The sequence below is a fragment of the Fusibacter fontis genome, from assembly GCF_055378735.1.
On record NZ_AP042445.1, the window covers coordinates 2,455,380 to 2,469,383 of the forward strand.

Annotated in this window: 10 protein-coding genes; 8 read left to right on the forward strand and 2 right to left on the reverse strand. The window is 38.2% G+C overall.

The annotated features are described in order from the left end of the window. Positions 1-121 precede the first annotated feature (121 nt). From tyrS to ACZ41W_RS11005, 5 genes are all read left to right on the forward strand, one after another. Positions 122-1,351, forward strand: a complete 1,230-nt coding sequence (gene tyrS / locus ACZ41W_RS10985; RefSeq protein WP_464312023.1) for a tyrosine--tRNA ligase — start codon at positions 122-124, stop codon at positions 1,349-1,351. Between the two features lie 73 nt (positions 1,352-1,424). After that, positions 1,425-2,225, forward strand: a complete 801-nt coding sequence (locus tag ACZ41W_RS10990; protein WP_464312024.1) for a hypothetical protein — start codon at positions 1,425-1,427, stop codon at positions 2,223-2,225. Between the two features lie 7 nt (positions 2,226-2,232). After that, positions 2,233-2,700 carry a hypothetical protein gene (locus ACZ41W_RS10995; protein WP_464312025.1) on the forward strand — a complete coding sequence of 156 codons (468 nt, stop codon included), beginning with the start codon at positions 2,233-2,235 and terminating at the stop codon, positions 2,698-2,700. A gap of 327 nt (positions 2,701-3,027) precedes the next feature. Then, a complete protein-coding gene (locus ACZ41W_RS11000) occupies positions 3,028-3,777 on the forward strand; it encodes a lytic transglycosylase domain-containing protein (protein ID WP_464312026.1) in 750 nt (249 codons plus the stop codon). A 212-nt stretch (positions 3,778-3,989) separates the two neighbouring features. Next, positions 3,990-6,398: an ATP-dependent DNA helicase gene (locus ACZ41W_RS11005; RefSeq protein WP_464312027.1), complete on the forward strand. Its 2,409-nt coding sequence runs from the start codon at positions 3,990-3,992 to the stop codon at positions 6,396-6,398. 120 nt (positions 6,399-6,518) lie between these two features. Here the strand turns inward: ACZ41W_RS11005 and pepV are convergent, their stop codons facing one another. Together pepV and ACZ41W_RS11015 are read right to left on the reverse strand one after the other, a co-directional pair. Next, entirely contained in the window at positions 6,519-7,907 is a 1,389-nt protein-coding gene (pepV, locus tag ACZ41W_RS11010; protein WP_464312028.1) for a dipeptidase PepV, read from the reverse strand. Continuing rightward, the gene (locus tag ACZ41W_RS11015; RefSeq protein ID WP_464312029.1) at positions 7,889-8,743 is read right to left on the reverse strand and encodes a zinc dependent phospholipase C family protein; all 855 of its coding nucleotides are present in this window, start codon (positions 8,741-8,743) and stop codon (positions 7,889-7,891) included. The genes pepV and ACZ41W_RS11015 overlap by 19 nt, the downstream gene beginning before the upstream one ends. Before the next feature lie 283 nt (positions 8,744-9,026). Here ACZ41W_RS11015 and ACZ41W_RS11020 point away from each other — a divergent pair, with 283 nt between their 5' ends. The 3 genes from ACZ41W_RS11020 to ACZ41W_RS11030 all read left to right on the forward strand — a co-directional run bounded on the left by ACZ41W_RS11020 (position 9,027) and on the right by ACZ41W_RS11030 (position 13,991). Beyond that, complete coding sequence (locus ACZ41W_RS11020) at positions 9,027-10,205, forward strand: class I SAM-dependent methyltransferase (protein WP_464312030.1); 1,179 nt, start codon at positions 9,027-9,029, stop codon at positions 10,203-10,205. A gap of 148 nt (positions 10,206-10,353) precedes the next feature. Then, positions 10,354-11,637, forward strand: coding sequence for an adenylosuccinate synthase (locus tag ACZ41W_RS11025; RefSeq protein ID WP_464312031.1), 1,284 nt, complete (start codon positions 10,354-10,356; stop codon positions 11,635-11,637). Between the two features lie 251 nt (positions 11,638-11,888). Further along, complete coding sequence (locus ACZ41W_RS11030) at positions 11,889-13,991, forward strand: hypothetical protein (protein WP_464312032.1); 2,103 nt, start codon at positions 11,889-11,891, stop codon at positions 13,989-13,991. The last annotated feature ends 13 nt before the right edge of the window (positions 13,992-14,004 follow it).

Sequence of the window (14,004 nt, forward strand, 5' to 3'; positions counted from 1 at the left end):
CGTTAACTGTTAATGAGGTATGAAAGAGTCGATTTTTCATATGAAGTAAGGTGGTAACACGGGTTCTCTCGTCCTTCGGTGGAGAGAACCCTTTTTATTTTTTGTAAACTGAGGTGGAAAGATGAAAAATGTATATGATGTACTATTAGAAAGAGGATTTATTGAGCAAATCACTCATGAAGACGAAGTGAGAGAACTTTTATCAAAAGAACGCGTTACCTTCTATATTGGATTTGATCCAACTGCAGACAGCTTGCATCTAGGTCACTTTATTCAGATTATGGTCATGATGCATATGCAACAAGCGGGACATCGTCCAATTGCACTTGTTGGTGGTGGAACTGCGAAAATTGGAGATCCTTCAGGAAAAACGGATATGAGAAAAATGTTAACGCCTGAAGATATTGCTTATAATGGTGAGATGCTTAAAAAGCAAATGGAAAAGTATTTAGTGCTCGATGGTGAAAATGGCTATGTGGCAAATAATGGCGAATGGCTCGATCGATTAGAATATATTCCGTTTATACGTGAAATCGGCAGTAAATTTTCTGTGAATCGCATGCTTACAGCTGAATGCTTTAAGCAAAGACTAGAAAAAGGATTGAGTTTCTTAGAATTTAACTATATGATCATGCAAGCGTATGACTTTTTAGAATTACAAAGACGTTTTGGCTGTCAAATGGAGTTTGGTGGAAATGATCAATGGTCAAACATCATTGCTGGTGTGGATTTGGTTCGCCGAATGGAAAACAAACAGGTATATGGATTGACTTTCAAACTATTGTTGACCAGCGATGGCAAAAAAATGGGAAAAACTGAGAAAGGTGCCGTGTGGATAGATCCGGATAAAACATCTCCATATGAACTTTTCCAATACCTTAGAAATATTGAAGATGCGGATGTCGAAAATTGTCTTAGATTATTGACGTTTTTACCAATGGATGAAGTTCGTCGACTTGCTGCACTTCAGGATTCTGAGATTAATCATGCAAAAGAAGTTCTAGCATACGAATTTACCAAGATTGTTCACGGTGAAGAAGAGGCGAAAAAAGCGCTTGATGCTGCAAGATCCCTATTCTCAGGAGCGGGAGATTCTCAAAATGTTCCAACCGTTGAAATGTCTAGAAGTCAATTTGAATCCGGACTGCCACTTTTAGATTTATTACTGGAGATGGGTCTTATTCCATCAAAAGGAGAAGGACGTCGTTTGGTTCAGCAAAATGGTATTGCTGTTCAAAATGTCATTGTAACGGATTTTGGAAAAATTATCACACTGGCGGACTTTGAAGACGATACACTGATGATTCGAAAAGGTAAGAAAGTGTTCCATAGAGTTCAACTTACGGATTAGTGGTCGCTAAGAGACAAATTTATGACGATTGAGCGATGATATGAAAATCGTGTATTGCTGATCAGGAGGAAATATGGAGTTTTGGGATTCGATCGAGAAAGAAATCTTTGATAATGACCATTTGGACATTTATGAAAAAATGTGCCTTCTGGTGTTAATGAGCCAAGGGGAAGAAGTTAAATTATCTTCTGAAAAATTAGCACATTATATGGGGTGTGGATTGAATACTGCAAAGCGTGCGTTTGACTCGCTTCGAATCAAGGGATATCTCTCGAAAGACTATCAAACAGATCCCGTTTCACGCTATGAAAGCAATGTCGTAAGAACGGATGAAGTGCTTGAAATTGTTAAGCCACTGGAAGAAGAATCCGATGATTTTCAAGCGGGTTTCTTTTCCGGTGTAAAATCATCTGAGAAATCTACTGCGAAAATAGCGCAAGGAGACTTACCTCAAGGAGACTTACGTCAAGAATCTGTTCACCCTAAATTAGATGCTGAAAAAGAGCGAAGACAGCAAATGGCTGCGTATATTTTAGGGGATGCGCCCACTGAACAAAAAGAGTTTGTTAGCAAAAAAATAACAAATAGTTCGTTAGTGGATCAAGTGATAGAACTTGTAGATGAAAAAATCAGTTCAAAAGAAGCCAATATCATCTTGGCATTTGCCAATCATGATATTGAACTCATCAAAAAGAAGTATAAAATTGCGAAACAATCTCAAATATCCGATACCATTAGCGTGTTGATCAGCGAATTACAAAAGAAAGAGTCCAAAGTGATTCGATCTGAAGAGGTACTGGCGGAAAACAATCAAATTGATACCAACCGATTGCTAAAGATGCAAGCGTATCAAAACAATAAATTTAATAAGTAAGGTGACTATGACGAAAATGATAAAAATGTGTGGGTTGATTTTGTTTATAGTGTTTACACTTACTGGCTGTAGTCCTTCAAATAACGAAGAATTAGAGACGACTGAAGTTGTTGTGGAAGACGAAACGCGGGAAGAAATTCCGACACCTTCTGAAGCAATTGATCAAGTGCTTCAACAATATTTAGAGGAAGTGCGAGTGTTTGATGTCAATGTCCATCATGATCCAATCTATTCAGAGATTGAAAAATCAGTGACGAATGAAGAGGGTGATGAGCTAAAGGCTCTGATTGCAACGAAAGTAGCCGAATATATGGATGGTTTTTTCAAAGAAAGAATCGCGGAACTTCTTCAAGAACACAATGAACAATACTGTTTATCAGAAGTTGATGATTTATTTGAACGTGTTTCTAGAGAATCACTTTATGAATTAATTGTCTTATATGAAGTAGAGTACTATAAAACCATGCATAAATAAGAAAAATTCACATAAAAAGCGAGCTTGAACCAATTGTGTTCAAGCTCGCTTTTTTAGTGAGGTTGGCGCATAAATGTAAAAAAATGGGTTTCCATTTGTAGTATATACACAACCAAATAATTAACAAATATTAACAATCGATGATAAATGTAGAATTTTCAACGCGTAAACAGATTACAAATTTTACCAATTCGAATTGTTGTTTAGTGGTTAACAACATAAGTTACATTTTCTTAATTGACACTAAAAAATCATATGATATAATTTGAAAGTCATAAGAGGAACATAGCGACTTGCTATGTTCATATTTTTTAGAAAGGTGAATTTATGAAAACGAAACAGAAGATTTTTTTAGGAACCATAGCAAGTTTGCTATTATTAGTAATCGTGCTCACTGTTCAGGTTCAGGCGAATAAAAAAATTGAAGCATTCGAAAAAGAAAAAGAATCCTTAAAGGCAATGATTGATACGCAAAGTGAAAAAATTGAGACGTTATCTGGTGAGCTATCCATTGCTAAGCAAATGATCAGTATACAAGAACCCATGATAGAGGAATACAAAAAATATGCACAGTTTGTTGATTTTGACGCACTAGAATCTACACAGCTTGAAAAAGCAAAAGAAATATCAGAAAAAACCCCTCTTGAATACGAAAGTGCAGTGGTAATGGTAAAATATGCTGATATGTATGACATTCCGTACTCGCTCATCCTATCCATTATTGATATTGAAAGTGGATTTGATAAGAACAAAGTTGGAAGTAGTCAAGATAGAGGGTATATGCAAATTATTCCAAGCACTGAAAAGTGGTTAGCCAATTCGTTTGGAAGTGAATTAGGAATTGCTTATAATCCAGATCGTATTTTTGAACCTGAGTATAACTTAGCGCTGGGGATTAAGTATCTCGACAAGTTGATGAATGATTATGGTGCAAATTATGACCGAGTTTTATCTGAGTATAACCGAGGGGCATCTAATTTAAAAAAATATTATGAAGCCAATAAAACGTATGCGACGACGTATTCCACAAAGGTACTCGATAAACAAGATCAGTATGTGGCGTTTAACGGCAATTAGTAGGTTGAAAATTTTTAATAGTATAAAAAGTATCGGATGAAGCGAAAGTGAAGTCTGATGTTTATTCGCTTGAACAGAAGAAAGTTGAATCCGTTATGAGAATTCTCGTGGTGGGTTCAACTTTTTTGCCATTTTGGGGAATATCTGATACAATTAAACCGAACATCTGTTCACTGTTTTGATTTAATCTTTCTCAAATGAAAGGATTTAACATGGAGAAGTTTCAAATTTCGGTCCGTGGACTTGTTGAATTTGTCTATAGAAGTGGGGATCTCGATACGCGTTTTCAAGGAAGTTCGAAAATGCTCGAAGGTCAAAAAATACATCAGAAGATTCAAAAATCCCAAGGGTCTGATTATAGAAGTGAGGTTTCATTACAAAAGACGGTTCAGTTAGTGGGCGATGATGGACGCTGTTATGATTTGCTGATCAACGGACGAGCAGATGGGATTTTGACGACTGAGACGGGGATTGTCGTCGATGAAATTAAAGGTGTATCACAGTTTTTAGAAACGATTACTGAAGAAACATTTCCGCTTCATTGGGCACAGGTGAAATTATATGGTGCAATCTTATGCGAAGATCTCGGCTTGGATTCGATTGATGTTCAGTTGACTTACGCCCAGTTTGAAACCAATGAAATTAAACGCATTAGAGTAAGTAAAACAGCTAAAGAGCTTATGGAGTTTCTACTTGATACTGCAGAACGGTACAAGAAGTGGCTCATTTTTAAATACGATTGGACGCAGCTGCGTCGTGTGAGTCTAGATGCGCTTCCGTTTCCATTTACTGATTACCGAAAAGGACAAAGGCAACTCGCGATTTCTATATACAATACAATCAAAGATTCTGGTATTCTCTATTCTGAAGCACCAACAGGCACGGGAAAAACCATGTCGACGCTATTTCCGGCAGTCAAGGCGATGAGTCAGGGCTTCGTTGAAAAGATTTTTTATCTATCAGCGAAGACCATCACAAAAGTTGTTGCAGAAGATGCAGTGAAACTCATGCGGGAGGTCTCCGAGACGCCCTTTCATTTTAAGTCGGTGACACTAACCGCAAAGGATAAAATTTGTTTAAATGATGTCGTTGCCTGTTATCCGGATAAATGTCCCTATGCCAAGCGCTATTTTGATAAAAGCTTAGATGCGCTCTGGGAAGTGATTAATTGTGAAGATGTTTTATCAAAAGAAGTGATCCAGCAGTATGCTGAGAAATACAAAATTTGTCCTTACGAATTTTCACTCGATTGTTCATTGTTTATGGATTTAATTATTTGCGATTACAACTATGCGTTTGATCCGCGCGTTTATTTGAGACGTTTTTTTGAATTTCCAATAGAAGATTATGTGTTTTTAGTTGATGAGGCGCATAATTTAGTGGATCGATCTCGAACGATGTATTCTGCTGAGCTGAATAAGGAGAAATTTTACGAAGTAAAAAAACAGATCGCTGAGACAGATAAAGCTTTAAAAAAGGCCTTTGATGGCATTAACAAGATGTTTCTTGAAGTTCGAAAACGATGTGATGAATCAGGCGTGTATGTGCATGAAGACGAAGTGAGCGAGGTTTTTGAACAGATTAAAAAGCGCATGCCCGTTCTTGAAAAATGGCTTGGAGAAAATCATCAGGCGCTTTATTATGAAGCGGTTCTCGATGCGTATTTTGATCTTGTTGGATATTTAAGGATTAGCGAGCTCTATGACAACGGGTATGTGACGTATCTGGTAAATGGCACGCAATCTGATACAAAAATCAAATTATTTTGTGTGAATCCGTCCAATCAAATTCGAAGATTTTTACAAAATAGTCGAGCGACGATCTTTTTTTCAGCTACATTATCTCCGCTCGAGTATTACACGACGTTGTTAACCGGAGCAGCACCATATAAGGTGTTGTGTTTACCGTCTCCTTTTGATCCGAACAATCGAAAAGTGCTCTTTTCATCAGACATCTCCGTGAAATATAAAGACAGAGAGGATTCAATTGCCTCAATTGTCGAGACCATTCGAACGATGGCGACTTCAAAACTCGGAAATTATCTCGTGTTTTTTCCATCATATGCGTATATGCAGCAAGTTTATACAGTTTTTTCTCTTTTATATGAAGAGACATTCGATTTGTTATTACAAAGTCGAGAACTGACAGATGATGAGAAAGTTGAGTTTCTTGGAAATTTTGAGACGCATCGTGCAAAAAGAGAAGACCCAGATCAAGATGCGCGTTCGTTAATTGCATTTGCTGTCATAGGAGGGCATTTTTCTGAAGGGGTCGATCTAAAAGGCGATTTGCTGATTGGCGTGCTAATCGTAGGCGTTGGACTTCCGATGATTAGTTTTGAAAATGATTTGATTAAACACTACTTTGATTATGAAATGAATCGAGGCTATGAGTTTGCCTATCAATTTCCAGGAATGAACAAGGTTCTCCAAAGTGCTGGACGCGTTATACGAAGTGAAACGGATCGCGGTGTCATCGTTCTTTTGGATAAACGCTATGAATCGTTTTCCTATCGGCGGATTTTGCCAAAAGATTGGGGATTTCAAGCGATACAGAAGGGAAAATTGCAACAAGTTTTGAATGAATTTTGGGAAAATGACAGTACAGTGGAAGAATTGTAATCCCATAACATTCACCGAACTAAAAATGAGCACAAAAAAGCTGTTAACTATGAAAATGACATCATTTCACAGATAGCAGCTTTTCTATTAAGAAAATGTAGAGATTTTTAGTGAGATACTCTATTTTTTAGCTAAGCGATAGATTGCTTCGGCAAATATTTCGGTCATCTTGTCGAGATCATCAAGGCCGATGTATTCATCTTTTTGGTGCATTCTGTCTTCTGCCCAAGGGAACAATGCGCCAAAAGCCACTGCGTTTGGAATGGAACGTGCATACGTACCCCCACCGATGGTAATTGGTCGTGCTTCTGTTTCGCCTGTTTTTTCGATGTACACATCCATCAGTGTTTTAACGAGTGGATGATGTGGTTGGAAGAATAGGGGCTGTGAACACTTCCAGTTTTCAAGTGAAATGAAGCTTCCTCTTAGTAGCGTCTCAAGGTTGTTTTTAATTTTACTTTCTTTTTCGGTAATAGGAAAGCGAATATTGATTGTCGCACTACCAGTCTCTTGATTGATATCAATCATTCCAAGATTTAAAACAAGGTTGTTGTAGGCATCGTATAACGCAACACCTAATGATTTTCCATCTGTTTCCATGCCGATTTTGTTCGCTAAAAAGCGAATAAAATTCGATTGGTCGCCAATTTGAATGTCTAAAAGATTCAGCAAGGAAATCAATTGCGAGATGGCATTGAGTCCTTTTTCAGGTGTACTTCCATGAGCGCTGATGCCGTATGATTTTAATAGAACATAGTCATCGTGTTTTTCGTAATCGATGCGCGTATTTCTCGATTCGCTAAATGCCTTAACGATCGATTCGATGGGAGTTGTCTCGATGAGTTTAGCCTCAGCGTAATCTGGAACCATATTAGGTGCATTGCCACCTTTAATGGAAAGCACTTCAATACCACCATCTGGATCCATATCCTCGAATTTTGTATAAAAATCAAATCCAATGATGCCCATTTCGCCGTGTATCACCGGAAAATCTGCATCAGGACTGAAGGCAACTGTTGGTTTTTCTTCTTTTTCAAGATAGTACTTCATGCATTTGCTGCCACTTTCTTCATTGGTACCGAGAATCAAGCGAATGCGTTTGTCTGGTTTAAATCCTGAATCCATCAAGGCTTTCATAGCGAATAACGATGAAATGGCAGGTCCTTTGTCGTCTAAAGTGCCTCGACCATAGAGTTTTCCATCTTCAATATCACCACTATAAGGGCCGTGTGACCAACCATCTCCTTCAGGTACCACATCTAAATGACACAGAATACCGAGCATCTCTTTACCTTCACCAAATTCGATATATCCAGCATAGTTATCAACATTCTTCGTTTTAAATCCCATGCGATTACCAAGGGAGAGCATATACTCTAAAGAGTGCTGAATGCCTTCTCCAAATGGCATGTCGCCGACTGCAGGTGCATTCACGCTTTTGATGCGAATGACCTCTTGTAATGATTGAATCATTTGAGCTTTGTTTTCATTTAAAATGGCTTTGTACATGTAAGATCCTCCCCTAAATAATCAAAAATAATATGTTTTTCGATAAATGATTCTATGGAATCATGATGTTCAATGACGTTAAAGTAATCAGATAATGCCTCAATGGCATGTGCAAGCCCTTCTTGATAGTCATGTTCATACTGTGGATAAGCGATAAGGACATGATCTGAAATGGTATGATACTGTAAAAGCGACAAATCATAATGAAAAATCGATGACAACGCGCTTTTAAACGGTATTTTAGAGAGTGTATCGCGAACCAGTAACGTCTGTAAATGAATAAAATCAAGGTCTACTCGTCTTAAATGTTTAGCGGGAATTGTTTTGCTAAAAATTGCATCAAGGATGTGATTCCAAAAGGGTATAAATGTCTGGTACATCTGCTCATCGCTACATTGAATGTCTTTAGGCTCGAGAGCTAATAATGGTTTTTTCCAATGTTTTTCAATACAGAGCGCATCAAAATTCATCTCCACCCGTTTATGACTCGTATCATCAGGACCGAGCTGACAGATGATTTTGTGACAATGCACATCGAGAATATAATGGGTGATAAACCCAGCAACATAAGCGATGTTTCCCTCCTTTGGATAAGAACGGACATATTCGAGCATTTGATGAAACGTTTCTTGAATATGGGTTTCGTGTAAAGCATTTCCAAAGGATTTATAATGATGTTTGGTGAGTGGATTGAGTTTGTTGATATAATAGAAGATATCAGGACCTTGTGCACCTAAAAGATACATAGGTTGCCAGTGGTCACACCATTTTGGTTGACGATTGAAATGATTTTCAATGTACATCGCACCCAGATGGTGACTCCAGAAATCAGGCATATTTCACCTCGAATGTCGTTTGTAGTTGGGAAGATTTGAAATCAGACCCTTTATTATTATACAACTTTTTGAGCATGAGCGGTATGGATGAAATTGAAAGTCATGGATAAATCTATTTTCCATAAACTATAGAAATGAGGAGTGGAGATTCCGCTTAGGAGTCTTGTCACTCTACGCTCAAAAGGATACAATAAAATGGGAAAACCTAAAACTGTGTAACCATCAAAAAAATCACAAGATAGGATGTGTCAACGTGATTATGATAGGTAGAAAGGAAAACTAAATGGCAAAATACCATCCCCTTATAATAGAAGAAACCATTAGACGAGACGAACTGATCTTTGGCGTCTTGAGTCAAGTGAAAAAAGGCGTTGAAAAGACGTATACGAAAGTCGATATTAAACCCGTATTGATCAAAGAAGAGCGTGTGTATCATATCACTTATTATTATGACAAAAAGGTCCTACACGAAAATGTAAATCAAGGTGAAGCCATTGAGCGCATTCAAACCTTGATGGTCACCTATTTTAAACAAGCGCAGCTTTTTACCGTGAATGCAGATCTTCAAATCCTCATGAGTAAAGACGGCACTGGAACGGTGCTAAAAAAACCAGCAACGCGCATGATGACTTCGCTCAGTCACAATCGACAAAAACAATATCTCATTCAAGAAGGCACTCCTTGCGACTTTATGATTCGCTTGGGAATCATGGACGAAAATGGCAAAGTCTATAAAAAAATGTACGACAAATACCGTCAACTCAATAAGTACTTAGAGTTTGTAGAGGATAGTTTGCCTTATTTGCCAGATCAAATCACCATAGTGGATTTTGGATGCGGCAAAGCCTATCTCACATTTGCACTTTATTACTACCTGGTAAAAATACTGAAAAAAGAAGTGCGCATCATCGGTTTGGATCTAAAAGAAGATGTCATCTCATTTTGCAATGGGATTGCTGAAGAACTCGGATATGATACCCTTGAATTTTTAATGGGGGATATCAAAGATTATGAATCAAATGAGACGATTGATATGGTGGTATCGCTACATGCATGTGATACAGCTACGGATGAGGCGATTGGAAAAGCTGTCAAATGGCATGCAAAAGTCATTTATGCAGTGCCTTGTTGTCAGCATGAGCTTTTTTCTCAACTCGATCACGAAGAAATGAAACCACTCCTTAAATATGGCGTCGTGCGCGACAAAGTTGCAACTGTGGTCACGGACACACTAAGAGCTTGCGCGCTGGAAGCTTCAGGTTACTCTGTACAGTTATTAGAGTTCATCGACATGGTTCATACGCCGAAAAACATCCTCATACGTGCAACGCTACAAGAAAAATCAACCTTACAATTATCTCAAGATTACACAACTTATGAAGCGTTTAAAAACGCTTGGTCGGTCAATCCAAGAATTGATGCGGTTTTATCCCCTTACTTCGTAAAAAATACGAATATTTAACAAAAACAAAACGAAAACATTCGGGCTTTAATTGACAATCCTGTGAACTTTTGGTACGATGGTTGTGGTGAAAAAGCGGAACTTCTTTTTAACCCATTGAGATCAATGAGTCAAAAAAGAATCAAATATAATTGAAAGAGGTGTTGTTATGTCAACAGTAGTTGTTGTAGGTGCTCAATGGGGTGACGAAGGCAAAGGAAAAGTCATCGATTATCTATCCAGTGAAGCGGATGTCGTCGTTAGAGGACAAGGTGGTAACAATGCAGGTCACACTGTGGTTGTAGGAGATAAAAAATACGCACTTCATTTAATCCCTTCTGGTATATTAAATGACAATACAGTCAATGTCATTGGAAATGGTGTTGTTTTTGATGCTGAAGGGTTTTTAAAGGAAATTGACGGTTTACGCGAAAAAGGAATCTCAACGGATTCTATCTGCGTATCAGATCGCGCACATGTTGTTTTTCCATATCATAGAGAGCTCGACCGATTGGCTGAAGAGTCAAGGGGTGCGGACATGATCGGTACGACTAAAAAGGGCATTGGGCCTGCATATATGGATAAAGTGGAGCGAAGCGGCATTCGTATGTGTGATTTTATCGACGAAGAAATCTTTGAACCGCTTTTTAGAAAACAAATTGAAGCGAAAAACAAGATGATTACAGCTATTTATGGAGGCGAACCTCTTGATGCAGATGCTTTAGTGCGTCAATATACGTACTATGCAAAGAGAGTGCGTCCATTTGTGAAAGATACCTCTTTAATTGTATTTAATGCGCTTAAATCAGGTAAAAAAGTGCTTCTTGAAGGCGCGCAAGGCACATTGCTCGATCTGGATTACGGAACGTATCCTTATGTGACGAGTTCACATCCTACTTCAGGTGGATTTACCATAGGTTCAGGGATTGGTCCAAATGAAATCGGTGAAGTTGTTGGGATTACGAAAGCGTATACGACACGTGTCGGCAAGGGTCCATTTGTAACGGAGCTTGATAACGAGATTGGTGATCGCATCCGAATAGCAGGCAATGAGTTTGGCACGACGACTGGAAGACCTAGAAGATGCGGTTGGCTTGACACGGTTGTGGTGAAGTATTCTGCTAGAGTAAATGGCATGACGTGTATTGCGCTCATGTTACTCGATGTACTTACAGGATTTGAGACCGTTAAAATTTGTACGGGATACAAATATGGCGATGAAATCTTAGAGCATTTTCCAGCGAGTCTTAACATTTTAAGTAAGTGTGAACCGATTTATGAAGAACTACCAGGATGGACAGAGGATCTAAGAAACTGCACGTCGTTTGAATCGCTTCCGGAAAATGCAAAAGCGTATATCAACAGAATTGAAACTTTGACAGGTGTCCCTGTGAAGATCATCTCTGTTGGACCAAAGAGAACAGAAACAATTATCAGAGGGTCTATCTATTAATATATCCATCTATTAATGTATCATGCTGAATGTATAAACGTTGCCAATCGAAAGGTGGGCAACGTTTTTTTTATAAAGCGCATAGTTCTATAATAAATTCTTTTAATAAATTGAAATAATTGTTAAAATGATACTATATTGTTTTTTTAAAATCAAAAATTGCGAGGTATTGAATGAGAAGATGTGAGACCTGTAATCTCGAGTTTGAGAAGGGAAAATTTTGTAACAAATGTGGGGGGCCACTTGTCGACATGAATGTTTCACTGCAAATTGAACCCGAAAAATTGAGCGATGATCAAGTTCAATTAGGTCCCGAAGCAACTCCTGAAATGACAAATGAACCAGTACCTGATGCAGCGCCAGAAAATAAACCAGAAATCAAACCAGAAATCAAACCAGAAATTAAACCAGAAGTCGTACCAGAACCAATAAAGCAAGCTGTACCACAAGCCGCACCACAAGAAATACCACAAACAACAACTGCTGGAGCAAAAAAAGAAAAGAAAAAGCATGGAAAGCTCAAAATTGCCATTCTTTCAACATCAGCGATTCTGATGATTTTAGTGGTAGGAGCAGGCGTTTATTTTACCCGTTCCAAAATTGATATGCCATCTGTTGGGAAGTTTGATCAAGAGGCGTTTAATAGTGAGGTCTTACTGGATTTATTTAGTGATGATGAATTTTCAGTCGTTGTACCTGACGCCGCAATTAACAGATTTATAAAAGATCATCTTAAAGAAAATCTCTCAGATGTGAGCATTCTTGGAAGCGAAATTGACGAGATGGTCTTTTCGAGCGAAACAAGCGAATTATACTTTCAGTTATCAAATGGTATGGTTCAGTCCACTGTTACAATGGCACTGGATCTTGATGTAGATGACAATCAACTTGATCTTTCTAATGAAGGCATGTCTATCGGAAAGTGGAGAGTGCCACTTTTCAAAAGCATAGCATCGGATAAGTTGAATCTTAATGATTTATTGCAAGATGACTTACAGGTACCTAAAGGGTTCACAATCCATAAAGTGAAGCTGACATCTAAGGGTGTGAAATTCGAAGGCGCTGTTAATGTAGAAGAACTGCGTCAAATCATGCTTGAAATATTCGAATCAAAACGCTCAGATATCAGTGCGACCAGTGATATGACCATTGACCAATATGATATATGGGACTTAATGGAGAGAGGGGAATATATATCGGATGATGAAGTTTTAGCGTTCTTCTCTAAATATCACAATAGTGAAGCTTTTGCAGGGACATTACTCGCAATGATCACTGAGGATGCTCAAGAGCATGCGATGGATCTTATGGGTCTAAAAGTCTTTGCGTATTCAGATGATCAAAAAGAAGCTGTGGTTTCACAGCAAACGGAAGTGAATGACATCATAAACGAAGCAACCTCTGAAGAAGCATCAAAAGTAAAACAAGATGAAGCGATCGCTTTTGCAAATGGCGTTGTATTGGCGATGGTGAATTATCATGAAGATCAAGGAAAGAGAATGCATCTCATTTCGTATAATGGAATGCCGTATTCCACAACGCTTCAACAATTTATCACACCAAGTCAATTGACACTCCCATATAATAGCGGTAACTATGATTCCTTTAAGATTTTCATCAAAAATGGCATGCCTTTTGTATGCATCCAGACGGATGAAGGGTATTTGGTACACGATGGCATATCGGGTGAACTCTATACGGATTATAATGCAGCAGCAAGTGCATATGGGTATAACGAATCCATTACCATTCCAACAAATTCGCTTTTACCAAAGGGAAATGCGGATCGCACCAATATCGCAGCAGTGACGAGTAGTTTTCTTGGCTCGAGTAAATCGATATTTGTGAAGTACTTAAAAAGTGATGGAACTTGGGCATTTTTAATGTGTACACCGGGAAGTGATAGTCAAGATATCAAGAACGTTATACTAAAAAAATCAAGTGGGACATGGCAAGTTGTGGAAGCTTATGACGAAACATTTACAAGCTATTCCATCAGCGATACGCTTTTATCACAGGGATTTAATGTCACTTTACTTCCACCGTTCGAATACGGTGATTTTGACAACTATCCTGCAAGCAAATCTGATATACAAGCAGTTGTGAATTATTTAAGTCAAAGCAGCAGCGTGACTTCTTCGGATGAATGCGATTATTATGCAAAGGTTGGAAATGTCATCGTACTGAACTTTGTATCCGGTAAGCGGTTTATACTCGAGATGAACTCTAGCAATGCAACTCAAGTTGACAACGTCATTACACTGCAAAAAGGTGAACACTTTGTGGACTACAGTCATGTTCTGACGAAATATTTCGGAACCTATTTACCGCTGTATATCTTTTTACAAAATTAGAATAGAAGGTGAC